Annotated in this window: 20 protein-coding genes; 10 read left to right on the forward strand and 10 right to left on the reverse strand. The window is 67.5% G+C overall.

Annotated features, from left to right (window positions below; genetic code table 11):
- Positions 1-46 precede the first annotated feature (46 nt).
- Complete coding sequence (locus V9K99_RS12295) at positions 47-1,246, forward strand: cytochrome P450 (protein ID WP_337002153.1); 1,200 nt, start codon at positions 47-49, stop codon at positions 1,244-1,246.
- A gap of 22 nt (positions 1,247-1,268) precedes the next feature.
- Here the strand turns inward: V9K99_RS12295 and V9K99_RS12300 are convergent, their stop codons facing one another.
- Together V9K99_RS12300 and V9K99_RS12305 are read right to left on the reverse strand one after the other, a co-directional pair.
- Positions 1,269-2,696 carry a hypothetical protein gene (locus tag V9K99_RS12300; RefSeq protein WP_337002151.1) on the reverse strand — a complete coding sequence of 476 codons (1,428 nt, stop codon included), beginning with the start codon at positions 2,694-2,696 and terminating at the stop codon, positions 1,269-1,271.
- 318 nt (positions 2,697-3,014) lie between these two features.
- On the reverse strand, positions 3,015-3,341 hold the full coding sequence (locus tag V9K99_RS12305; RefSeq protein WP_337002149.1) for a VTC domain-containing protein: 327 nt from the start codon (positions 3,339-3,341) through the stop codon (positions 3,015-3,017).
- A gap of 124 nt (positions 3,342-3,465) precedes the next feature.
- Here V9K99_RS12305 and V9K99_RS12310 point away from each other — a divergent pair, with 124 nt between their 5' ends.
- Both V9K99_RS12310 and V9K99_RS12315 read left to right on the forward strand, forming a co-directional pair.
- Positions 3,466-3,930: a response regulator transcription factor gene (locus tag V9K99_RS12310; protein WP_337002148.1), complete on the forward strand. Its 465-nt coding sequence runs from the start codon at positions 3,466-3,468 to the stop codon at positions 3,928-3,930.
- 2 nt (positions 3,931-3,932) lie between these two features.
- Positions 3,933-5,351 (forward strand): sensor histidine kinase, encoded by a 1,419-nt coding sequence (locus V9K99_RS12315; RefSeq protein WP_337002147.1) that lies wholly within the window; start codon positions 3,933-3,935, stop codon positions 5,349-5,351.
- Between the two features lie 99 nt (positions 5,352-5,450).
- Here the strand turns inward: V9K99_RS12315 and V9K99_RS12320 are convergent, their stop codons facing one another.
- Genes V9K99_RS12320 through V9K99_RS12340 form a run of 5 tightly spaced genes read right to left on the reverse strand, consistent with a single transcriptional unit; the run spans position 5,451 to position 10,704 of the window.
- Positions 5,451-6,365: a PmoA family protein gene (locus tag V9K99_RS12320; protein ID WP_337002145.1), complete on the reverse strand. Its 915-nt coding sequence runs from the start codon at positions 6,363-6,365 to the stop codon at positions 5,451-5,453.
- On the reverse strand, positions 6,365-7,504 hold the full coding sequence (locus V9K99_RS12325) for a Gfo/Idh/MocA family protein (RefSeq protein ID WP_337002143.1): 1,140 nt from the start codon (positions 7,502-7,504) through the stop codon (positions 6,365-6,367). Before V9K99_RS12325 ends, V9K99_RS12320 begins: the two co-directional genes overlap by 1 nt.
- 26 nt (positions 7,505-7,530) lie before the next feature.
- On the reverse strand, positions 7,531-8,853 hold the full coding sequence (locus tag V9K99_RS12330) for an ABC transporter substrate-binding protein (RefSeq protein WP_337002141.1): 1,323 nt from the start codon (positions 8,851-8,853) through the stop codon (positions 7,531-7,533).
- A 20-nt stretch (positions 8,854-8,873) separates the two neighbouring features.
- Entirely contained in the window at positions 8,874-9,755 is an 882-nt protein-coding gene (locus V9K99_RS12335; protein WP_337002139.1) for a carbohydrate ABC transporter permease, read from the reverse strand.
- Positions 9,745-10,704, reverse strand: coding sequence for a carbohydrate ABC transporter permease (locus tag V9K99_RS12340; protein ID WP_337002137.1), 960 nt, complete (start codon positions 10,702-10,704; stop codon positions 9,745-9,747). Before V9K99_RS12340 ends, V9K99_RS12335 begins: the two co-directional genes overlap by 11 nt.
- Positions 10,705-10,935: 231 nt before the next feature.
- On the opposite strand from V9K99_RS12340, the gene V9K99_RS12345 reads away from it, so the two are divergent.
- Positions 10,936-12,696, forward strand: coding sequence for a hypothetical protein (locus V9K99_RS12345; RefSeq protein ID WP_337002135.1), 1,761 nt, complete (start codon positions 10,936-10,938; stop codon positions 12,694-12,696).
- Here V9K99_RS12345 and V9K99_RS12350 read toward each other — a convergent pair.
- From V9K99_RS12350 to V9K99_RS12360, 3 genes are read right to left on the reverse strand one after another with little or no spacing between them, the layout of a single operon-like run.
- On the reverse strand, positions 12,693-13,670 hold the full coding sequence (locus V9K99_RS12350; RefSeq protein WP_337002133.1) for an NAD(P)-dependent alcohol dehydrogenase: 978 nt from the start codon (positions 13,668-13,670) through the stop codon (positions 12,693-12,695). The two genes, V9K99_RS12345 and V9K99_RS12350, sit on opposite strands and share 4 nt — an antisense overlap.
- Before the next feature lie 47 nt (positions 13,671-13,717).
- A complete protein-coding gene (locus tag V9K99_RS12355) occupies positions 13,718-15,577 on the reverse strand; it encodes a hypothetical protein (protein WP_337002131.1) in 1,860 nt (619 codons plus the stop codon).
- A gap of 17 nt (positions 15,578-15,594) precedes the next feature.
- Entirely contained in the window at positions 15,595-17,757 is a 2,163-nt protein-coding gene (locus tag V9K99_RS12360) for a glycosyl hydrolase family 28-related protein (protein WP_337002129.1), read from the reverse strand.
- Positions 17,758-17,930: 173 nt separating this feature from the next.
- Here V9K99_RS12360 and V9K99_RS12365 point away from each other — a divergent pair, with 173 nt between their 5' ends.
- The 6 genes from V9K99_RS12365 (at position 17,931) to V9K99_RS12390 (ending at position 24,164) form a co-directional block, all read left to right on the forward strand.
- Positions 17,931-18,962 (forward strand): LacI family DNA-binding transcriptional regulator, encoded by a 1,032-nt coding sequence (locus V9K99_RS12365; RefSeq protein ID WP_337002127.1) that lies wholly within the window; start codon positions 17,931-17,933, stop codon positions 18,960-18,962.
- A complete protein-coding gene (locus V9K99_RS12370) occupies positions 18,962-20,557 on the forward strand; it encodes an FAD-dependent oxidoreductase (protein WP_337002125.1) in 1,596 nt (531 codons plus the stop codon). Before V9K99_RS12365 ends, V9K99_RS12370 begins: the two co-directional genes overlap by 1 nt.
- Before the next feature lie 10 nt (positions 20,558-20,567).
- Positions 20,568-21,812 (forward strand): ABC transporter substrate-binding protein, encoded by a 1,245-nt coding sequence (locus tag V9K99_RS12375; RefSeq protein ID WP_337002123.1) that lies wholly within the window; start codon positions 20,568-20,570, stop codon positions 21,810-21,812.
- Positions 21,809-22,747: a carbohydrate ABC transporter permease gene (locus V9K99_RS12380; RefSeq protein WP_337002121.1), complete on the forward strand. Its 939-nt coding sequence runs from the start codon at positions 21,809-21,811 to the stop codon at positions 22,745-22,747. The genes V9K99_RS12375 and V9K99_RS12380 overlap by 4 nt, the downstream gene beginning before the upstream one ends.
- Positions 22,737-23,567, forward strand: coding sequence for a carbohydrate ABC transporter permease (locus V9K99_RS12385; RefSeq protein WP_337002119.1), 831 nt, complete (start codon positions 22,737-22,739; stop codon positions 23,565-23,567). Before V9K99_RS12380 ends, V9K99_RS12385 begins: the two co-directional genes overlap by 11 nt.
- 72 nt (positions 23,568-23,639) lie before the next feature.
- Positions 23,640-24,164 (forward strand): dihydrofolate reductase family protein, encoded by a 525-nt coding sequence (locus tag V9K99_RS12390; protein ID WP_337002118.1) that lies wholly within the window; start codon positions 23,640-23,642, stop codon positions 24,162-24,164.
- Positions 24,165-24,284 lie beyond the last annotated feature (120 nt).

Consider the following 24,284-nt stretch of genomic DNA (forward strand, 5'->3'; position numbering starts at 1 on the left):
CTGAGGAGCGAGCGAAGGGTTACCTAAGGCGTTTAGGGTCGGGGGTATGTCGGAGCCGGTGCTCGAGATTCCGTTCGATGATGCGTTTCGGTTTGATCCGTCGCCCACGTTCGCCGAGTTGCGGGAGAACCGGCCGGTGGCGCGGGTGCGGACGTTGGCGGGGGCCGAGGTCTGGTTGGTGACCCGGTACGACGACGTGCGGCTGGTGCTCGCGGATCCGCGGTTCTCGCGGGCGGCGGTGGTGAAGCAGGGCGCGCCGCGGGTCGCGTTGGCCAAGCCGATGCCGAACAGTCTGACCACGACGGACCCGCCGGAGCACACCCGGTTGCGGAAGCTGGTGTCGTCGACGTTCGCACATCGGCGGATCGAGCGGACCCGGCCGTGGGTGGCCGAGTTGTCCGCGCAGTTGGCGGGGGACGTGGCTGCGGCCGGGGACGGTGCAGACATCCGGCAGCTGGTCGCGTTGCCGCTGCCGATCCAGGTGATCTGCCAGCTGCTCGGCGTACCGTATGAGGACCGTGAGCAGTTCCGGGAGTGGACCGAGCTCGGGTACAGCATGCGGATGGCGGAGAAGGATCTCGTCGAGGACGCGATGACGAGCCTGACCGCGTACATCGAGGCGCTCGTGACCAAGAAGCTGGCGAATGCCGACCAGCCGGCCGAGGACCTGCTGGACGAACTGGTGCGGGCCCGCGAGGAAGGTGATCGGCTCAGTCAGGACGAGCTGATCGCGTTCGGCGTGAACCTGCTCGTGGCCGGCCACGAGACCTCGGCGAACCAGATCTCCAGCTGCGTCGCGACCCTGCTGCGCTGGCCGGAGAACTGGGCGAAGCTCGTCGCGAACCACGACCTGGTGCCGTCGGCGGTCGAGGAACTGCTGCGGTTCAACCGGTTCAGCGAGGTCGGCCAGTTGCGGGTCGCGATCGAGGACGTCGAGCTGCACGGCGTACAGATCAAGGCCGGTGAAGGCGTGATGGCGGCGCTGAACTCGGCCAACCGCGATCCCCGCACGTACGACGAACCCGACGAGCTGCGGCTGGACCGGAAGGACAACAAGCACCTGTCGTTCGGCTTCGGCCCGCACTTCTGTCTCGGCGCCCAGCTGGCCCGGATCGAGCTGCAGGAATCGTTGCTGGCGCTGGTACGACGCTTCCCCCGGATGAGCCTGGCCAAGCCCGCCGAGGACCTCGAATGGCGCCGCGTCCTGGTCAGCGGTCTGGCCGAACTGCCGGTGAACCTCGGCTGAGGCTCACCGGCAGCGTGGTCGGTCAGTTCTGCGAGCTGAAGACGAGCCCGTGCTCGGCTTCGTACTGCTCGATGAAGCGGGTCGCCATCGGCTCGCTGCAGTTGATCGCGCGGGCGAGGTTCGCGGCCGTGCGCTCGTGACCTTCCGGCCAGTCGGCCAGCATGTTCCACGCGCGGGTGCGCTTCTTCTCCAGATCCGTCGGCTCGACCGCTTCGTCCTCCACCGGCTTGGTGACGACAACGGGCTCCGCGGGCTTGGTCACGACGACCGGCTCGACCGCCGGAGTCTTGATCAGGGCCGGCGGCTCGGTGTCCGTCTCGGTGGCGAAGGGCGACGGCGGCTGCGGCTTCTGCACCAGCGGCTCGGCCTTCGGCTGCGGTGCGAACGGCTTGAGCTTGCCGTTCACCGATCCGTTCACCGATCCGTTCGCCGAGGACGCCGTACCGTTCTGGACGACGTGCTGCGGCTCGCTCTCGTCCTCGACGACGACCGCCTCGGCGACCGACTCGTCGCTGTCGTTCTGATCGACGATCGCCATCAGCTCGCCGGTCCAGGCGTCCTCGTCGCGCAACGGCACCCCGGTGCTCTCCGCCCGCAGCGGCCGCGGCTGCCCACCCTCGAGCACCCAGACAGCAGCCGGTACCGGACGGTCCTCGGCCGGCTCCGGCGGCGGCGAGATCGCCTTGGTCAGCTTGTTGGTGATGACTTCGTAGTTGATCCGCTCCTCGAGCATCCCGGCCAGCCGGTCCGGGTCGTACGTCGTCTCGGCGATCTTGGCCAGCCGTTCGTCCTGGTGCTCCGAACGGATGTACTCGGCAACGGTTCCGGCGATGGCCTCACGGCGGGACTTGTTCCGGATCTGGTGCTGGGCCGCGCGCAGGCTCTCGTACAGGCCGTACCCGTGCTCGATCGCCAGCGACCGGGCCAGCCAGGTGACCCGTGGCTCGCGGGCCCACTGGATGACGCCGTACACCGGGCCTGTCTCGCGCATCTGCCCTGCGCGGCGCAACGCGTCCCGGCGGCGGGCCGAGCTGTGGATCAGCCAGAGCACGTAGGCGAACGCGGACAGGCCACCGAAGCCGAAGGCCAGGAACCGCTCCTCCGGCCGCCAGTGACCGACCACGTTGAAGACGACCGCGACCAGGGCCGCGAAGAACGACATCGCGCGGTAGGCGTAGGCCTGCTCACCCTTGCGCCGGCGCAGGTCGGCCAGTGCGGCGGTGGCGACACCACCGAGCTCCAGCACGGCCACCGCGGGCGTGACGAGGGCGATCTTGAGGAACGGCGAGAAGCCGGTCTCGGGCCAGGGGATGTGGGTCACGCCGGCCCAGACCTGGCCGACAAGTGCGGCCGCGGCCGCAGTAGCGTAGAAGGCGTAGGCGACCTTGTCCGCACCGGTGAGAGGTACGTTCGCCAGTTCGCCAGGACTGGTGCTGGTGTTCTCCTGCAAGACGTGGTCTCCTGACCGGTTTGGGCTCTCCGGCAGTATCGTCGGGTGATGGTACGGCGGCCTCCCCCCAGAGGGCGCTGCACGAGGCTACCGGTTTCCGGCCCCCGAAGGGGAGGCGAATCCGGAAACGTCTCGAACCTCCCCACTCGAACCCCACTTCACACCTCCGAGTTTTCTCCTCTCTTGTTTATGCGCTCATTGACGAAATCCGTTGGGAGGCAGGACTTTCGACGCATTGATCGCCGCGGAGGAAAACCTGCTCCGGGCCGCGCGGGTGCTGTACGGAACAACGTCGCGCAGTACAGTTTCTCTGACGAGTCAGTAATTGTTCACGGCGGCGCGCAGGGGTTCTGCGAGGCGGTGCCACTTGTTGCCTGGCAGGTCCGGGTTGAGGATCGACAGGCCGGTGCCGTACTTCGACAGCCGGACCGGGCGGTGGCCGAGAGACCAGAGCGCGCGGTCCAGGTCGGCCGTCGAGCCGGGTGCTGTCCTGCTCTCGAGGATCAGCAGGCCGACCGCCCGGACGAACCCCGACGCCGACTCCCACCGCAGCTCACGGTCCACGGTCACCCGGCAGCCGGATGCCGGCAGCAAGTACGTCGTCCGGGTGTACGACGTACGCATCGTCGGGGTCGGAGGCCACACCTTGGCGGCCGAACCTGTGGCCGGGCTGTGCCGGAGCCGGGAAGCCGATGAGAAAGCCCGCATTCACAGCAAGCCCCCAGGATTCGTCCAGGAAGCGCCAGGAATGGGCGCACATCCTGGGGACATGACGCCGAACGCCACCGTCGCTACCCGCCCGCTGACCCGCCTGGACGGCAGCCCGCTGCGGGTCCTCGTCGTCGACGACGAGCCGAACATCGCCGATCTGCTCACCATGGCGCTGCGCTACGAAGGCTGGGAGATCAGCGTCGCCGGCACCGGTACCCAGGCCATCGCCCTGGCCCGCGAGGTGGTGGCGCGGATCCGGCTGCAGTTGCGGCGTACGGCGGTGCCGGACGAGATCACGCTGACCGCGACCGAGTTCGAGCTGCTGCGGTACTTCATGGGCAACCCGCGCCGGGTGCTGAGCAAGGCCCAGATCCTCGACCGGGTCTGGAGCTACAACTTCGGCGGCGACGCCAACGTGGTCGAACTGTACGTCTCGTACCTGCGCAAGAAGATCGACGCCGGCCGGGAGCCGATGATTCACACCCTGCGCCGGGCCGGGTATGTCTTGAAGCCGGCAGGCTGATCATGCGCAGATTGCTGCCGACCTCGCTGACCGCCCGGGTGACCGTCGCGGTCGTGTTGCTGATGGCAACGGTCAGTCTGGTGATGAGCGCGTTGACCACGGCCGCGATCAGTTCGTACCTGACCAGGCAGCTCGACGACAAGGTCGACGCGTCGCACGGCCGGGCGATCGGCGTCCTGAACAAGCCCGATGCGGACAAGCCCAAGCCGCCGGATTTCGGCAACCCGCACGGCCAGGACGCGGGCACGATCACCGTCTACCAGGTCGATTCAGGGACCAGTGCCAACGTCATCACCGCCGACGGCAATCTGGCCGGCCTGTCGGCCCAGGCGATCGCCGCGCTTGCGTCAGTACCGGTCAACCAGTCCAACGAGACCATCGACGTCCCCGGGCTCGGCCAGTACCGCGTGCATGCCTCACTCATCAGTGGTACGACAGTCATCACCGGCCTCCCCACCAAGGACATCGACGACACCGTGAACAGCCTGATCGGCTGGGAGGTCTTGTTCGGTTGCGTCGGCGTGGTCACCGCCGGAGGTGTCGCGATCATCGTCGTACGGCGTCAATTGCGGCCACTGCGCCAAGTCGCGCAGACCGCCCGCGAGGTCGCCGGTCTGCCGCTGGCCACGGGTGAGATCGGTGTGACCGCGCGGGTGCCGGACGCACTCACCGACGAGCGGACCGAGGTTGGTCAGGTCGCGGTTGCGTTGAACACCTTGCTGGGTCATATGGAGAACGCGTTGGATGCGCGGCATCGCAGCGAGCAGCAGGTCCGGCAGTTCGTCGCCGACGCCTCCCATGAGCTGCGTACGCCGCTCACCACGATCCACGGCTATGCGCAGCTCAGCCTCCGCAGCCCGGAACATCTCCCGCTGGCCATGGGCAAGGTGATGGTGGAAGCCACCCGGATGGCAGCACTGGTCGAGGACCTCCTGTTGCTGGCCCGGCTCGACGCGGGCCGGCCGCTCGACCTCAGACCGGTCGACCTGACCCGGCTGGCGATGGACTCGGTGACCGACGCGCGGATCGTCAGTCCCGACCATCACTGGACGGTGAACCTGCCGCCGGAACCCGTGGTCGTCACAGCCGACGAGCAACGCCTGCACCAGGTCGTCACCAACCTGCTGAACAACGCCGGCCGGCACACGCCGGCCGGAACCACCGTGACCGTGGCTTTGAAGGCCGACGACCGTCACTCGGCCATCCTCACCATTCACGACGACGGTCCGGGCATCCCGGCCGACCTGCAACCCAACGTCTTCAAGCGATTCACCCGCGCCGACGCCTCCCGGACCCGCGACTCCGGCGGCTCCGGACTGGGCCTCTCCCTGGCCCAGTCCATCACCGAAGCCCACGGCGGCGCGATCGTCGTCACCTCGCGCCCAGGCGACACCTGCTTCACCCTGGCACTACCGAAGTGACGCCGGACCGCCAGGCCATCACAATTGGCCGCCTACCAGCGGCGCCACGCTCGGGGTCGGGCCCCGATGGTGATTGTGGTGGCCTGGCGGTCCGCACCTTCAGCCGGTGACCAGGGCCTTCTGCGCCTGGGCGGCGAGGCCAGCTGCGCGTTGGTCGTCGGAGGCTCCGTCGGCTACCAGGACGGCGTAGCGGAAGGTGAGGGTCGAGCCTGGTTCGAAGGGGAGTTCTTCGGAGAAGAAGGGGGCGGGGCAGACGGCGGCGAAGTCTTCCGAGCGGACGAACCACTGCGGTGGGTGGCGGACGTTGTCGGCGGCGTCGGCGATGATGATCGTCGAGGCGCGGTCGTTGTTGTCGTGCTTGCCGCTGAAGCCCATCCAGGCCGCGTGCTGACCGCGGAGCTCGTCGCCGCCCTTGCCCTGCTCGGCCAGCACCGTGCCGTTGGTGAACGACCGCGGTCCGCGCCAGAACAGGCCGCCGTACCCGGCGTTCTCACGGCCGGCCGTCGTCGGGCTGCCGATCTGGATGGTCTCGCTCGACACGTTCGTCATCGCGGTCTCGTAGACCAGCACCCAGCCGTCGTCCGCGAACCGGGTGGTCAGCGAGCGTGATTCGTCGACGACATGCGCACCGGCCTGCGTCCGCCAGGACAGGTGGTGCGAGAACCGGACCAGGTCGTCGGAGACGTCGAGTGCGTCGATCCGGTCGTGGTCCATCGAGCCGTTGTTGTCGAGCTGCTGGTAGCCGGCCTCCTTGGAGAACGTCGGCCCGCCCCAGAAGTTGTCGTGCCCGAAGTGTGGCAGCGACCAGGTCAGGCCCTTGTGCCAGACGTGGTCGTGCGGCCGGAACACGCTGACCAGGTCGCCACCCAGCGTCCTCATCGGGTGCATGTACGGCCGCGGCGACTCGAGCTGCGGATCAGTCGCCCGGTAGACATAGGTGAACAACTCGCCGTCGCCCGCCGTGACCTGGATCGACCGGCCGACAGCGTGGTTGCAGCCGAGGTTCTGAGACATCAACTCTCCCGTTGTTGTTGGTTAGTCCATGGCGCCCCGAGTTCACTGAACAGGGCGAGCTCGTCGGACGCGCGATCGATCCACTTCTCCACGTCGATCACGATCGGGTGCCGCTCCAGTCCTTCGCCTTCCCACCGCACCAGCTCGGACGGGATCTCGGCCGGCGCCGCCGCGACCCGCACCGCCTCGACGACCTTGGTGAATCCACCGGTCGCGGACAGCGGGCAGTACAGCGGTACGGCGGGATCCGCGCGATGGGCGAGCAGATTCTCCAGCAGGTCGTACCGCTCGGACTTCGTCACCGTCGTGCAGCTGCCTTCGTGGATCTCGAGGGTGTCCGACGCATACCGCAGTACGGCGCGTCCCTCGGAGCCGTGCACGATCACCGACGGCTCGAGATGCTCCGAAGCGCACAACGTCACCGCGATCAGGATCGTCGTACCGCGGCCGGTGACGATCCGGACCGTCGAGGTGTCGTCGGACTCGATCGGGTTGGCCCGGAACAGCTCCGCCTGCACCGACCGTACGTCGTCCGCACCGGGCGAACCGTCGAGCAGCAACGCGGCCGCGGTCGAGTGGGCGAGCGGATTCGTCACCGCGCCGTCGACCACCGCGACCCCGTCGAGGGTACGGCGACCGGCCCATCGCGCGCGCTGGAAGTACTGCGCCTTCCGCACCCATTTCCCGACCGCGCTGATCCCGCGAAGCTCACCGAACCGCCCGTCGGCCACCATCCGTGCAAGCTTCAGCGTCGCCGTGGACGCCTGCGCCTGAAACCCGACCTGGCAGGCCCGGCCGGTCTCTTCGACCACCGCGGACAGCTGCTCGAACTCGGCCAGCGACGCCGTCGGCGGCTTTTCCAGCAGTACGTCGGCACCCGCCCGCATCGCCAATTCAGCAAGGGGAAGGTGGGTCTGGATCGGCGTGCTGATGATCACCACGTCGACCTCGGTCGCCGCGAGCAGCTCGTCCAGTCCGCCGTACACCTGAACGTCAGCAGGTAGGTCCTCGGCTGGTCGCGGGTCGGCGACGGCGACCAGCCGGGCGCGACCGGCCTCGGCCAGCCGCGCCACGTTCCGGACATGGGACGCCCCGTGGCCGTGGACACCTGCCACGGCCACCCGAGGCGCGTTCGTCATCGGCAATCAGTTGCCATCAGCAACACTTACTTGAGCTCCCCGTTGACCTCGTCGATGAATCCCTGGGCTGCCTTGTCCGGTGTCTGCCGGCCGAACAGCACCTCGGTGGTGTACCGCTGGATGATCTTCTCCACCTGGCCGCCACCCACCGGCGGCGCCGGCGACGGGTCGCCGAGCTCCTTGCCGATGTCCTGGATGAACTTCGCCGACGCGGCGTCGGCCGGCTGCAGCTTCGGCGTCACCGCGGCGCGGATCTCGGTGTTCGGCGGCACGCCCCGCTCGGCCAGGATGATGTTGCCGGCGGTGGTGCTGTTGGCCAGGTAGTTGACGAACTCGGCCGCTTCCTTCTGGTGCTTCGACCGCGACGAGATCGACCAGAACATGGATCCCTTGTAGTAGGAGCCGTTCGCGCTGGCCTTGCCCTCCACGCTGGGGACCCGGAGCAGCTTGAGCTCGGTACCGGCGGCCTTGCTCATGGCGTTCAGCTGGTTGCTCCACATCCAGCCCATGGCCAGCTTGCCGGTGGCCATCGCGGACTGGTCGAGCGCGGCGTTCATGTCCTGCGAGATGAACTCCGCCGACGGGATGGCCTTGGCGTCCTTCAGCTTCAGCACCTGCTGGTAGAACGCCGTCACCTGACCGGCCGAGACGCCGAGCTTGCCGTCCTGGGTCCACAGCGACTCGCCGTGCTGGCGGGCCCACAGGTTCAGCGCGGCCTCGTTGGTCCCCGGCGCGCCGGTGCCCCAGCCCTTGCCGTTCAGCTTGGTGCTGAGCTCGGCGGCGAGCTTGGTGTAGTCGTCCCAGGTCCAGGTGGTGTCGTCCGGAAGGGCCACACCGGCGGCCTTGAAGATGGCCGGATTCGCCACGATGGCGAAGGAGTTGATCCCGGCGTTCAGGCCGTAGAGGCCGCCGTCGAACTCACCGGCTTTGAGGGTGTCCTCCTCGAACTTGCCGGTGTCCAGGCCTTCGGCCTTCTTCAGATCGAGCAGCGCGCCGCGGTCGGCGTACTCGCGCAGGTACTTCTCGTCCATCTGGATGATGTCCGGCGCGTCGTTCGCGGCGACCGTGGTGGCGAGCTTGTCCCAGTACCCGGACCACTCGCCGAACTCACCCTTGATCGTCACATTCGGGTGATCCTTCTGGTAGGCGTCGATCGCCTGCTGGGTCATCTTGGTGCGGGTGTCGCCACCCCACCAGGTGAACCGCAGCGTGACCTTGCCGTCGGCGGATCCGCTGTTGCCACCGGAGTCACCGCCACAGGCGCTGGCGGCCAGCAGGGTGGCAGCGATTCCGATGGCGGCCAGGGCCCGCAGGCGCCGACCTGCGGTGGGTGGGATGAGCGGCCTCATGATGTGCACCTTTCAGGGGGTTACTTGATGCCGGTGGTGGCGATGCCCTTGATCAGGAACCGCTGGCCGAGCAGGAAGGCGAGGAAGATCGGGACGAGAGAGACGACCGACATGGCGAACATCGATCCCCAGGACGATTCCGCGGTCGCGTCGACGAACGACCGAAGCGCCACCGGGACGGTGTACATCTTCGGGTCGGTCAGGTAGATCAGCTGGCTGAAGAAGTCGTTCCAGGTCCAGATGAACGTGAAGATGGTGGTGGTGGCCAGGGCCGGCACCATCAGCGGCAGGATCACCCGCAGGAAGATCCCGGCCCGGCCGCAGCCGTCGATCCGGGCCGCCTCGTCCAGTTCGCGCGGGATGCCGCGGATGAACTGCACCATCAAGAAGACGAAGAACGCGTCGGTGGCCAGGAACTTCGGGATCACCAGCGGCAGGAACGTGTTGATCCAGCCGGCCTGCGAGAACAGGATGTACTGCGGCACGATCACCACGTGGATCGGCAGCATGATGCTGAGCAGCATGATCGCGAACCAGAACTTCTTCCCGACGAACTCCAGCCGGGCGAACGCGTACGCCGCCATCGAGCACGACACCAGGTTGCCCAGCACGCTGCCGAGCACCACGACCGCCGAGTTCAGCAGGTAGCGGGTGAACGGCTCGGTCAGCGCGTTCCAGCCGACCCGGTAGTTCTCGATCCGCAGGTCCTTCACCAGCAGGCCTGGCTCGCGGAAGATCTCGTTGCCCGGCCGCAGTGAGCTGACCACCATCCAGATCACCGGGTAGAGCATCACCAGGGCGGCGGCGGCCAGCGCGAGGTGGATCACCACCGGCCGGATCCGGACCCAGCTGATCACCGCGGGCCGCGCCGTCACCGTGCTGCGGATCGTCTCAGTCGTCATAGAACACCCAGTACTTCGAGGCGAAGAAGTTCGCCGCGGTGAAGACCCCGATGATCACGAGCAGGAACCACGCCATCGCGGAGGCGTAGCCCATGTCGAAATTGCCGAAGCCCCGGTCGTAGAGGTAGAGCGTGAAGAACATGGTCGAGTCCGACGGCCCGCCGGTTCCCCCGGAGACGACGAACGCCTGGGTGAACGACTGGAACGCGTGGATGATCTGCAGCACCAGGTTGAAGAAGATGATCGGGGTGAGCAGCGGCAGCGTGATCCGGAAGAACTTGCCCAGTACGCCGGCCCCGTCCACCGACGCGGCCTCGTAGTACATCGTCGGGATCTGCCGCAGGCCGGCCAGGAAGATCACCATCGGCGAGCCGAACGTCCACACGTTCAGCACCACCAGCGTGCCCAGCGCCGTACTCGGGTCGGAGATCCAGCCCTTGCCGTCGATCCCGACCAGCGCGAGCACCTGGTTCATCAGGCCCTCGGTGCCGAACACCTGACGCCACAGGATCGCGATCGCGACGCTCGAGCCGAGCAGCGACGGCAGGTAGAAGACCGAGCGATAGAACGCCATCCCGCGGACGCCGCGGTCCAGGACGACGGCGAGCAGCAGCGCGACCGCCAGCTGCAGCGGCACCGAGACGAACACGTAGGTGAACGTCACGCGCAGCGAGTTGTGCAACCGCTCGTCGGACAGCATCCGGGTGAAGTTCTCGAACCCGATCCACTGGGGCGCCTGGATCAGGTTGTAGTCCGTGAAGGACAGGTACAGCGAGGCCAGCATCGGCCCGATGGTGATGAGGAACAGCCCTAGCAGCCACGGCGCGAGAAACAGGTACGCAGCCAGATTGTCTCGTTTGTAGACCTTCCCCGCCCCGCCGCCCCGGTCTGGCACCTGCCCCGCGGGTTTCTTCTGCCGGAGCGAACCGAGCTCACCCAGCGCACTCATACTTTCTTACCTCCGGAAACCAGGGTGGGCGGCGGAAAGCGCTTGCCTTGGCCGGTCAAATTAGCCCAAGAAACCGGTTCACACAAGACTCTGGGCCAACCTGCAGTGACCAGATGCGGACAGCTGCGAAGTATTGACAGGACAAAGTCCCGGGGAGACAGTACTGGACATTTGGCAACCGCTTACCGGCGTCGAGGTGGGCGGAGGTCCCCTGTCACCTTGGAGGCTTCGATGCAGCGTCGTACGTTTCTTGCCGGCTCACTGACCACCCTGGCGGTCGGTGCCCTCTACCCGGCCGGCGCCGCCGGAGCCACGAATGCTGGAGTAGCCGCTGTGGACGAAGACTTCCTCGCCGTACTGACCAACGCCAACCAGGCCCAGATCCCGCTCGTGCTGAGCAATCTCCAGAACCCGTCGGACAGTGTCCGGGGCGTCGCGCGCAAGGCCCGCCGACTCGTCTCCGGGTACGTCTGGGGCAAGTCGTCGTACCACCACGACGCGTCCTTGCTGGCTCCGCTGCAGTGGCTGTGCGAGCAGCTCGCGGCGCGCCAGCACGAGGACGGGCTGTACGACGTCGGCAACCTGCACTCGCCGCCGGACAGCTCGTTCGCGATCCAGGACGTGGCCATGATCTACGGGCTGCTCGACGCCGACGACCAGCCCGCGACCCAGCCGCACCGGACGATTCTGGAGCAGGTACTGCGCAAGGCCGGGCCGGCCATCGCGGCAGGCGGAGTGCACACGCCCAACCACCGCTGGGAGATCGCGGCCGCACTCGCGCGAACCCACCACCTGTTCCCGGACCGCCGGTACGCCGCGCGGATCGACGACTGGCTCGACGAGGGCATCGACGCGACGCCGGACGGTATCTACAGCGAACGCAGCTCGACGTACGCCTCCGAGGTCACGAACCACTGTCTGCTCGCGATCGCCTGGCTGCGGAACAAGCCCGAGCTGCTCGAGTACGTCCGGCGCAACCTGGACGCGACGCTCTACTTCATCGAACCGAACGGCGAGATCGACACGATCGCGTCCCGGCGGCAGGACCAGAACCGGATCCGCGAGGTCTGGTGGTACCTGACCCAGTTCCGCGAGCTTGCCCTGCACACCGGCGACGGGCGCTTCTCGACTGTTGCCAAGAGCATCGAGCAGCGGGGCACCGGTGAGATCGGCGACTTCCTGGCCGAGGTGCTGGAGCGGCCGGAGATCGCGGCGGTGCTGCCGGCCGCCAAGCCCGCGCCGACCGACTTCGCGCAGCACTTCCCGTCCCAGGCGTCGGCGCGGATCCGGCGCGGAACCAAGACCGCGACAGTCTTCGGTGGCACCGACTTCCACGACATCCCCGTCATCGCGTCCGGGCTGTCCACCAACCCGACGTTCTTCAAGCTGCGCAACGGTGCCGCGATCCTCGACTCGGTCCGGCTGTCGCCGCAGTTCTTCAGCACCGGCCACTTCCGCAGCGACGGGATGCGCAAGACCGGACCGGGCACGTACAAGCTGGCGCAGGAAGTGAAGGTGCCGTACCACCTGCCGCTGCCGAAGCGGTACCGGCGAGCGGACGGTCTCTACGCGCTGAGCCTGGACGGGCGGTTCTACGCGGCGATGGACTTCCCGCACCGGCCGAAGCAGTTCCGCACGCTGCGAACCGAGGTCACCATCGTCGAACTCGGCAACGGGTACGACCTGAGCTTCGAGTTCGAGGGTGACGAAACGGCGTACGCGATCGAGCTCTGCTTCCGGTCAGGCGGCACCTTGGCCGGGGTCGAAGCGCTGGGGACCGCCAACAACTACCAGCTGTCTTCCGGCACCGGCTCCTACACAGTCGGCTCCGACCGCATCGAGTTTGGCCCGGGCAACGGCACCGCCCGAGTCTCGATGGACCCGGGCGAGCGCTACACCTACCTCGGCGGCAGCCTCACCCCCGACGGCCTCCGCGTCTACCTCACCGGCCGTACCCCGGGCCGCCAGACCCTGCAGTTGCGTACGTCCTAGGCGGTGATGATCACCTTCGCGCGGGCGTGCTCCGTCTCCACGTACCGAATGGCCGCAGCGGTCTCGGCCAGCGGGTAGGTGCGATCGATGGCCGGGATCAGCTGTCTGGCCTCGGCCATCGATCGGAGCGTCGCAAGGTTGGCCGCACTCGGCTTCCCGTCGAAGGTGACGATCCGCTGACTCACGAAGCGGGACAGGAGTACGCCTCGGAGGATCAGGCCGACCGGACCGAACACACTGCCGCCCCGGAACACTCCCCCTCCGGACAGGATGACCGTCCCGTGCGGCGTCACTGCGCGTCGAAGGTCGGCAAGGGTGCGGTTTCCGACCAGGTCGAGGACGACGTCGTACTGCTGCCTGGTGAAGTCTTCCTTCGTGTAGTCGACGACCTCGTCGGCACCCAACGTCCGCGCCAGATCGACCTTCTTCGTGCTGCAGACAGCGGTCACCTTCGCGTCGAGCGCTTTGGCGATCTGTACGGCGAACGTCCCGACTCCACCGGAAGCGCCGTTGATCACGAGTTGCTGTCCTGGCTTGAGTTGGGCCACGTCACGCAGTCCGACCAGAGCCGTGTTCGCCGCAAGCGGCAGCGCGGCCGCCTGCTCGAACGTCAGGTTGGCCGGCTTGAGATCGACCACGGTCTCCGGCGCCTTGACGTACTCGGCGAACGCCCCGGGTGATTCCCCAAACACTTCGTCGCCGGGCTTCAGCCGCCGTACCTCTGGTCCGACGGCTTCCACCACCCCGGCGAAGTCCGTACCAAGGATCTGCTTGGGCGCCCGGAGCCCGAACATCGACGGATTCATGAGGCGGGCGACGTACGGGTCGCCGCGCATGACATGCCAGTCACGCGCGTTCACCGACGCCGCCCGGACTCGCACAAGCACCTCGTTGCCGGCGACTCCGGGCTGGTCGATCTCGTTGATCTCCAGCACTTCCGGACCGCCGTACCGCTGTTGCCCGACAGCCTTCATGCTGTGACGCTATCCGGCCGAAAGCGACCGCAGTATCCGGACGATCCCTACAGTGCCCCTGGATTCGTGCGGACCGTCGTTTCGAGTACGCCGTCGTGCGGGATGCGGAGCACGTGGATCCGGCGGCGCTGGTCGCGGAGGTAGGTGCGAGTGGACGTGCTGATGGTGGCGGTCCGGCTGCCGGACCAGGTGATCGTGATGACGGCCGTGCCTCGTCTGATCGTGAGGGCGTGGGCGGTCGCCGTACGGGTCTGGTTGTAGGGGACGACGGTGCCGTCCGAGAAGGTGACCTCGTCACCCGGCTGGAGGACGAGCGGGATCTGCTCGGTGGCGGCCGTGGTCGCGGTGACCCGTCGAGTGACGGAGTCCCGGTCGAAAATGAGGTCGGTCGAGAGCGAACCGTCGCTGGTGCGGTAGCGGACCAGGTCCTTGGTCGGGTACTCGGCGATCAGGTTGCTCTCGGCATCGGCCTTGCCGTCGCGGACCGTGGCCCAGCAACCGGTGGACGTCTGCTGTGCGTGGATCACCGTGCCGGCCACCGGATGCCACAGGAAGCCAGTCCCGGCTTTGACCGCACTGCCCGGCCGGGTCCCGAAGAACGCGCCGAAGTAGAAGCCTGGACGCCGTACGTAGAGGTAGTCCTGGTTCTCCACCGTGTCGCGACGTAGCTCGGTGAAGTCGTCCCGCTGGAGATACGGGATGCGCGCGATCGCGGCCCGCTTCGCGGCGCGGGTCGGCAAGGTCTCGCCGTACGGCGCGTGCGCGATGATCCGTGGTGACGTGTCCTGCTTGGCCAGCGCAGGTACGGGCGCCGGGTCGGCAGCCCAGGTGGCGCGGTGGGCCGCCTTGTCCTCGCGGGCGGTGAAGAACGCACCGAACTCCGGTACGGCGGGGACGAAATGTGAGGCGAGGATGGTCCGATCGGGATCCGGGATCGCGTCGTCGTAGTACGCGGTGGCGGTCCGGTCCGAGACGGCGTAGTACGTCAGCCAGCCGGAGCCGTCCGGTTCGCGCAGCAGGTTGTAGCCGAACCAGTCGGAGAACTTGCGCGTCATCGAGACGAGCAACGGGTTCCGGGTGTGCAGGTAGAGCTCAGCCATCTCCGGGAGCATCACCTCGAAGTTGTAGTTGATGTCCATCCCGCGGGGGTCGTAGAAGAACCCGGCCGGACTCTGCGACCACTTGGCAACGAACCGGATCCGCTCCTGCAGCCGCTGCCACCGAGCCTGATCGGGTAGCAGCCGGAGGGTGAGGGCAGAGCCGGCGACACCGGCAACGGCTTGGTTGGTGTACTCGAACGGGTCGTCCCAGACCACGGTGTTGGCCGGGTCCAGATACCAGTCGACTCCCTTGCGCAGGGCACCTTCCAGTTGGGTACGACGACTCGGCAGCGCACCGGACTGCCGGAGACTTGCGAGCGTCTTGGCCAGGTATCCGAGACCGAAGCCACTCGACGCCTTGCCTCGCTCACCGGGTTTGTACTCGGGCCAGGACCCGTCCGGGTTCTGGAGCTTCAGGTAATGATCCAGCGCGGCGTCCAGCCGGCCGAGCAGCGCGGGATCACGGTGGTACGGATTCCACGCCCGCTGGTTGGCATGGAACCAGCTCAACGTGAACACGTGCTCCTGGACCCGCGCGTTGAACGGCTGCGCCGGCGTCCGCCACCACCCACCGCCCATGAAGCCGTACGGATCGGTGTCCACGATGTCGTTGGTCATCGGCGCGAGGATCACCAGATACCCCGCGAACCGCTGCTCGCCGGGCGCGAACAACCGCCGATCAGGTTTCCCGGCCGGGAGACTCGCGAGCAGCGGAAGCCCCGCGGCGCGGGCCGGTGCGGACATCAACGCGGGCGCGAGCCCGGCACCAGCGGCACCGAGCAAGACAGTACGACGAGCAACGGGCATGACTGAACTCCTGGGGTTCACGGGATGTCGATGAGGGCGAATTCGAGGTCGGGGACGGTGCGGCCGGTTCTCACGTCGGCGACGGAGACACCCCATTGGGTGAACCCGGGGGTCTTGTCGCGATAGCCGCGATTGCCGCGGAAGACGATGTTGCGTGAGCTCCGCAGCCCCACGCCGTACGGCGATGGGCCGAGGACGGTGGCGACGCGGAAGAAGACAGAGTTGGCGAAGAGGAGGTCTAGGCAGTGGTCCAGCTCGACGGCCTGGGATTGCCAGCCGTAGATGTGGTCCTCGGTCTGCAGGCCGAGGAACTCCCAGTTCGCGACGTGGCGGAGGACGACCTCGCGGAACTGGTGATGCTCGACGGAGACTTCGTACGCACGAGTGGGAACAGTGGAGTGCTCGACCAGCAGGCCGTTGTCCGCCCAGCCGTTGCCACTCCAGATGTTCGACAGCACACCGCCGCCACCGCGGACCCAGACGCCGTACTTGTGCTTGCCCCGGTACGTGTACCCCGGATCGCCGCTCGCGACGTCCTCGGGATGCCACTTCACGAACTGCGTGGTGATATCCGCGAGGTAGGAACCGCTGCCTGACTGCCAGCGAATGTTGACCGATCCGGGAGTGTTCCGGGCAGTGTCTAGACCGAGGCCGACGACGATGTTGCGGCCGCCGGGTGGCGTCTCCACCAACGCCTTCGGTCGCTCAGGATCGCCGAAGCACGGCGTACCGTCCGGGGTCCGCAGCCAGGTCTGGCGCGGGTGGAGTCCGATCAGGTTGGTTCGATGCCCAAGGCGCAACGTCCCGGCCAGGAGGTACTCGCCGATCGGCACGAACACGGTCTCGTGTCGATCGACCGCGGCCTGGAACACCGCCAAATCGTCCTCTGTGCCTCTGCCGACCGTGCGTCCCATCCGGGCAGCGACCTCGGTGATGCTCACCCAGGTGGACACCGGCGGCAGGTCTGGAACGTCGGAGTGCAGCATCGCGCCGACGTCGCGGCGCCCGTCGTACGACGCCTGGACGCCGTTGATCCGGGTCTCTCCAGTAGACAACGCATTGGCGATCCGCAGGCCGTAGGTGAGGTCGATACCGCCGTCACTCGCGTGTGTGCGGCTGCCGGTCTGCGCGAGTGTCAGCACGGTCGGGGTCCGCCGGCAGATGCTGTCGACCAGGTTCAGCTGGTTGCTGTTCCTGATCAGCGGATTGGTTGCGCCAGGCAACAGGTCGCTGTCGTTCAGCACGATGCCGGAGTCGGTGAGGTCCGAGAGTAGGCAGCTCTGCAGGTACAGGTGCAGGAACTGATCCGGTACGCACTCGACGCCCCGAGGAGCGTCGGCCAGCACGGTCCGGACGAGCACCAACTTGGCGTCGTTGTTCGTCCGGATCGCCGTCTCGCGCTGACCGGTGAAGCGGCAGTCCAGCAGCGTCGTCTGCCAGCCGGCCGACGCCGCGAACGCGTTCAGACCGACGGCGCCGCCGCTGACCCGGACCCGCTGGATCAGGTTCGCGTTGTGGTCGATCCCGGCCCAGCCGTCACCGGTGTCGATGTCGAGATCCTGCAGGACGCACAACTGCGCGCCGCCGAAGCGAACCGCGATCGCCTGCGGGTTGCCCGCACCGATCGCGATGTCCAGGTTCATCAGCCCGGAGCCGAAGGTGTCGTTGTTGGCGTACGTCACCGGCCCGCCGACCGGCCGCCGCCGGAACGAGAACACGTCGCGTGGAGTGCTGCCGTCGTACCCGGGACTGTTGTCCGCCAAGACGAACCGCGGCCGCCGTACGCCGTACCCGATGATCCGGACCGAGTCGTGTACGTCGATCGGCCCGGTCAGCCGGTAGGTGCCGGGAGGCACGAGTACGACGCCACCACCGTCACCCAGCGGGAAGTCGCGCACCCCGCCGAGGATGTCGCCTAGTTTGTTCGCGATCCCGCGCCGGGACGCCTCGTCGACCGCGGCCCGGACAGCAGCCGTGTCGTCGCCGATCCCGTCACCGTGTACCTCGAACCCGGGTGACCCGAGTAGCACCGCACCCGGATCCGGCGGCCGCGTCTGGTACGCCGAGGTGAACCGGACCGGATCCTGGTCGGCGGTCGCGACGGCCGGTACGGCGGTACTGACGAAGGAGCCGGCGACGGCTCCGGCGGCCAGGCCAGTGAACTGGCGTCGACTCAGCATGAGGACCTCCTCGCGGCGGGGGTGATCTGCGGCGAGTGTTCTCCGGGCGGTTGGCATGGGTCAAGAGGTTGTCGTTGCTAATTCGCATTATCACTGGCTTGAGGCCTTGACGGGCTTTCGAGCGGCGTTCTACGGTTCCCAGGCAATGCGTATTACTGCGAAGGATTGATGCCATGCCGGACAAGGCCGCCACCCGACTCACCCAGCGCGACATCGCACGGCTGGCGAAGGTGAGCCAGACGACCGTGTCGCTGGTGCTGAACAACCGGAGCGACGCGACCGCGCGGATCCCGGCGGAGACGCGGGACCGGGTGCTGAAGGTGATCCGGGAGACCGGGTACCAGGCCGATCCGCTGGCCCGCCGGATGCTCAAGCAGCGGAACCAGATCCTCGGTGTGTTCACCTACGAGTCGGTGTTCCCGAGTTCGAGCGGCGATTTCTACCACCCGTTCCTGGCCGGCATCGAGGACTGCGCCGAGCGACTCGGCTGGGACCTGCTGCTGTTCACCAGCGCGCCGGTGACCTCGGGCCGGCGGCAGATCTTCCACGAGAACAACCGGCTCCGGATCGCCGACGGCTGTCTCCTCCTCGGTCGCCACATCCCGGCGGACGAGCTGGCCCGGCTGATCGCCGAGGAGTACCCGTTCGTCTCGGTCGGCCGTCGCGACGACGCCGGCGGCCCGGTCCCGTACGTCGGAGCCGACTACGCCGCCGCGACATCGACGACCGTCGAGAAGGCCTTTGCCCTCGGCCACCGTCGGGTCGCGTTCGTCGGCCCGGGCACCGGCGCCGAGTCGTCCGCGGATCGCCTGCGCGGCTTCCGTCGTGCGGCAGGAAATCGGGCACCGCACGTGCCGACCGCGGACCGGCCGCCGGCCGAGGTGCTCGACACGCTGCTGGACGCGCGGATCACGGCTGCCTTCGTCGAGGAGCGGGCGGATGCGGTCGCGCTGGCCGATGCGGCAGCCGAGCGTGGAGTCGACATCCCCGTCGACCTGTCCGTGGTCGCCCTCGGTGACGCGACCCGGCCGGCCGCGACCGGTATCGACTTCAGCGGTTTCCACGTCCCACGCCAGGAGATGGGCCGCCAGGCCACCGAACTTCTCGAGGCCGTGCTGAGCGGCCGCGCCGCGGCGGGTACGCAACGGCTACTGCCGTGCGAGCTGGCCGAAGGCACCACTTTGATCGCACCGAAAGGCTCGTAATGCATTCAGAGGTCCTCATCGTCGGCGGCGGGCTCGGCGGCATCGCCGCGGCCCTGGCCGCGCTGCGCGCCGGTCGCTCGGTCGTCCTGACCGAGGAGTTCGATTGGCTCGGCGGGCAGCTGACCAGCCAGGCCGTTCCACCTGATGAGCACAGCTGGGTCGAGCAGTTCGGCGTCACCGCGTCGTACCGCGCACTGCGGGAGGGGATCCGCGCCTACTACCGTCGCCACTACCCGTTGACCACGGCGTCGCGGGCTGCGGTGCAGCTCAATCCGGGTGCTGGGTATGTCTCCAAGCTTTGTCACGAGCCGCGGGTCGCGTTGGCCGTGCTGGAGGAGATGCTCGCGCCGTACCGGGCCAGCCGGCGGCTTCAGGTCCTCCAGCCGTTCCGGCCCGTCGCCGCTGAGACCGACGGCGATCGGGTCACCGCGGTGACCGTGGAACACCGCGACACCGGCGATCAGGTGACGATCACAGCGCCGTACATCCTCGATGCGACCGAGACCGGCGAGCTGCTGCCGCTGACCGGGACGGAGTACGTGACCGGCTTCGAGGCGCAGAGCGAGACGGGTGAGCCGAGTGCTCCGGCCGAGGCGCAGCCGCTCAACATGCAGGCGGTGTCGTACTGCTTCGCGATCGATCACGTCGACGGGGATCACGTCGGGGACAAACCGGCCAACTACTCGTTCTGGCGGAACTACCAGCCCTCGTTCTGGGGTGACCGGCTGTTGTCCTGGACGGCGCCCAACCCGCGAACGCTCAAGAGCTCGGTCCGGACCTTTACGCCGAACCCGGACGACGATCCACTCGCCGTCGTCGCCGATCAGCGCCGTACCGGCGGTGACACCAACCTGTGGACGTTCCGCCGGATCGCGGCCCGCCGGCACTTCGAGCCGGGTGCGTACGACAGCGACATCTGCCTAGTGAACTGGCCGATGATCGACTACTTCGAGGGCCCGGTGATCGACGTACCGGACGCGGCCAAGCACCTGACCGCTGCGAAGGAGCTGTCCCAGGCCGTCTTCTACTGGCTGCAGACCGAGGCACCGCGCCCCGACGGCGGCGCGGGCTTCCCCGGACTGCGACTGCGCGGTGATCTGCTCGGTACGACGGACGGCCTGGCGCAGGCGCCGTACATCCGCGAGTCCCGCCGGATCAAGGCGGAGTACACGATCGTCGAGCAGGACCTGTCGGTCGCGGTCCGCGGTGATCGCGGGGCGGTCGAGTACGACGACAGCGTCGGGATCGGGATGTATCGCATCGACCTGCATCCGTCGACCGGCGGGGACAACTACATCGACGTGGCCAGCAGCCCGTTCCGGATCCCGCTCGGGGCGCTGATCCCGCGCCGGGTGGAGAACCTGCTGCCGGCGAACAAGAACCTCGGCACCACCCACGTCACCAACGGCTGCTACCGCCTGCACCCGGTCGAATGGAACATCGGCGAGGCCGCCGGCGCGCTCGCGGCCTTCTGCCTGGACCGCGGCGTCAGCCCGCGCGCGGTCCGCAACACCCCGGCCCTGCTCGGCGAGTTCCAGTCCCGACTGGTTGCCCAGGGCATCGAGCTCGGCTGGCCGGACGTGTCCGGCTACTGATGGAGGACTGATGAAGCTACGTGTGCTGACCGCGATGGTCACGACTGCCGCCCTGTTGACCGCCTGTGGCGGGGGCTCCTCGGACTCCGGCAGCAAGGGGCCGGTCGATCTGCGGATGACGATCTGGAGTGCGAACGCCAAGCATCTGGCCCTGTTCGACCAGATCGCCGCCGACTACAAGAAGGACCATCCGGACGTCGGCAAGATCACCTTCGAGTCGATCCCGTTCGAGAACTACACCACCACACTGACCACCCAGATCGGCGGCGGCAACGTGCCGGATCTGGCCTGGATCTTCGAAAGCACCGCGCCGGACTTCGTCAGCTCCGGCGCGCTAGAGCCGATCAACAAGGACGGCGATCTGCTGCCGAGTACGACGGCCAACTGGGAGAAGGACGGCAAGCTGTACGCGTACCCGTTCTCCACCTCACCGCTCGGCGTCTTCGTCAACACGGACCTGGTGACCGCGACCGGACGACCGACGCCGGCGCAGCAGATCGCGGCCGGGACGTGGACCTGGGAGGAGGCTGCGAAGACTGCGGCCGCCGTACAGGCTCGCGGCAAGGGTGGTCTCGTGGTCGGCGACTTCGACTTCAAGGGCTGGGACACGCTCAACGCGATCTGGTCCGGCTGGGGCGCCCGGCCGTGGAGCGAGGACGGCAAGAGCTGCCAGTTCGACCAGCCGGCGATGGTGGACGCGATGACGTTCGTCCACGACCTCGTCTTCACCACCAAAGGCATGCCCGGTCCCGGCGTGACGAAGGACTTCTACGCCGGTGACTCCGCGATGATCGTGACCCAGATCAGCCGAGCGGCGCTGCTGGAGAAGGCCAAGTTCAAGTGGGACCTGGTCCCGCTGCCGGCCGGTCCTTCAGGTGAGTACTCGGTCGTCGGACAGGCTGGGATCGGTGTGCTGAAGCGAGGCAAGAACGCCGACGCGGCGAAGCAGTTCCTCGAGTACTTCAGCAACGCGGAGAACTCGGCCAAGCTCGCGCAGTTCTTCCCGCCGCCACGCAAGTCGCAGATCAACGCCGCGACCCTGGCCAAGGCCAACCCGCTGCTGAAGCCCGCCCAGCTGGACAGTGTCGTGGTCAAGGGCATCGAACGCGGCACGATCAAACCCAGCCACACCGGGTACGCCGAACTGCAGCAGACCGTCCGGGCCGCGCTCGACCCGCTGTGGAAGCCGGGCGCGGACGTCAAGGCCGTGCTGTCGGACGTTTGCGCGAAGATCAACCCACTGCTGGCGAAATGACGCTGTTGCTGGAGAAGCCGGCCTCCACGGTGGCGCCTGCGGACAAAGCGCCGTACTGGACGATGCGGCGGCGCGACGAGCTGGCCGGTTGGCTGATGGTCGCGCCGCAGCTCGCCGGGATCGTTGCCTTCGTCGTCGTTCCGCTCGGGCTGGTGGTCTGGTACAGCCTGCACGAGTGGAACGTGCTGGCCGGTTCCCTTACTTTCGTCGGGGCTGACAACTACGCCGCGCTGGCTGACGACCCGAAGCTCGGGCCGGCGCTCCGGGCGACCGGCGTGTTCTCGGCCGGGCTGGTGGTGCTGAACCTGAGTCTGGCGTTGTTCCTCGCCGTACTGCTGAACCAGAAGCTACGCGGCACGGTCGTGTTCCGGACGCTGTTCTTCTCGCCGGTCGTGGTGACGCTGGTCGCGTGGACGATCGTGTGGGGGTTCCTGCTCCAGGACAACGGGGGTGTGAACGGGTTCCTGAACCTGTTCGGGATCGACGGGCCGAACTGGCTGCGATCCGGCGGTACGGCGATGGCGTCGGTGATCGTGGTCCAGCTGTTCAAGAACGTCGGGCTGAACATGGTGCTCTTCCTGGCGGCGTTGCAGGGTGTGCCGGCCGAGCTCTACGAGGCCGCCCGGATCGACGGGGCGTCGGCGTGGGCGCGGTTCCGGCGGGTGACGGTGCCGCTGATCAGCCCGACCATCCTGCTGACGATGATCCTGACGATCGTCGGCTCCCTGCAGGTGTTCGCGCAGATCGCCGTACTGACCCAGGGCGGTCCGGGGACGTCGACCACGGTGCTCGTGTACTACCTGTACCAGCAGGCGTTCCAGTTCCACCACTTCGGGTACGGCGCGACGATCTCGCTGCTCCTGTTCGGGATCGTGCTGGTGCTCACCGTGGTGCAGTGGCGGATGCGTCGGAGGTGGGTGTTCCATGAGTCCTAAGGTCAAGGTGTTCGTGTACGGCGTACTGCTGGTGTGTTGTGTGCCGTTCGTGTTCCCGATCTGGTGGATGGCGACGACGTCGCTGAAGCCGGTGACCGAGATCTTCGCGTTCCCGCCGTCGCTGCTGCCGGGGTCGCCGACGCTGGATGCCTATCGGCAGGTGTTCGAGCTGCAGCCGTTCGGGCGGCAGTACGTGAACAGCCTCTACATCGCTGTCGTGGTGACGCTGCTGACGCTGGCGGTGTCCGCGCTGGCCGGGTACGCGTTCGCTCGGATCAAGTTCCGGGGTGCGGGCGTGGTCTTCGTGATCGTGCTGACCGGGCTGCTGGTGCCGAACGAGGTGACGATCATCCCGCTGTACCGGATGTTCGACGCGCTCGGGCTGGTGGACACCCACTGGCCGCTCATCCTGGTGCCGGCCCTCGGCGCACCGAGCGTGCTGGCGACGTTCATCATGCGGCAGTTCTTCATCACCCTGCCCGGCGAACTGGAGGAGGCGGGCCGGGTGGACGGCCTCGGCCGGTTCGGCCTGTTCTGGCGAGTCAGCCTCCCCCTGGCCCGCCCGGCGATCGGCGCCGTCTCGATCTTCACCTTCCTGCACAGCTGGAACCTCTACCTGGAGCCCATCGTCTTCCTGTCCAGCAAGGAGAAGTTCACCATCCCGCAGGCCCTGACCCAGTACGTCGATGCCTACGGAGGGCCCATGTGGAACACCCAACTGGCCGCCGCCACCCTGTCCGCCCTCCCCGTCCTGATCATCTTCGTCCTGGCCCAACGCCAGTTCGTAGAAGGCCTGGCCCAGACCGGCCTCAAGGGCTGACCCGGGGAGGTCACCGGGCTCCTGCCCAGACCTGTTTCGGTGGCATTTCGGTGCGCGTGGAAAAATGTCTACGTGAGTTTCCATGCGGCCGTTTTCATCGCCACCAGCCTCGACGGGTACATCGCCCGGCCGGACGGCTCCATCGACTGGCTCACCGAACGCGGTGAGCAGGCCGGTGACACCGGGTACGACCAGTTCATGACCTCGATCGACACCGTCGTACTGGGCCGGAACACCTACGAGAAGGCGCTCACCTTCGGCTTCTGGCCGTACGAGGGGAAGCAGGTCGAGGTCCTCAGCACGACGCTCGACCCGGACGCCGACGAGCGCATCATCGTGCACCGCACCCTGGACGCCCTGATCGAGACCCTGAACGACCGCGGCGCCAAACGCGTCTACGCCGACGGCGGCCGCGTCATCCAGACCTTCCTCCGGGCAGGCCTCCTGAACGAGCTCACCATCACCACCGCCCCCGTCCTCCTCGGCTCCGGCATCCGCCTCTTCGGCGACCTGGACACCGACATCCCCCTCACCCACAACGCCACCCGAACCCTCAAAGCCGGCTTCACCCAATCCGACTACACCATCCACCGCTGACGCCCACACCTCGGTAAGCCGGCGGACCCCCAGGCCATCACATTCACGCCTGCACGACGACCTCCTGCGGGTGACCACCGCAGGCACCGCATTGTGATGGCCTGGCGATCCGCGTTAGTT

Origin of the sequence: Kribbella sp. CCNWLW201 (genome assembly GCF_037203805.1) — a bacterium.
In the GTDB taxonomy this organism is placed as follows: domain Bacteria; phylum Actinomycetota; class Actinomycetes; order Propionibacteriales; family Kribbellaceae; genus Kribbella.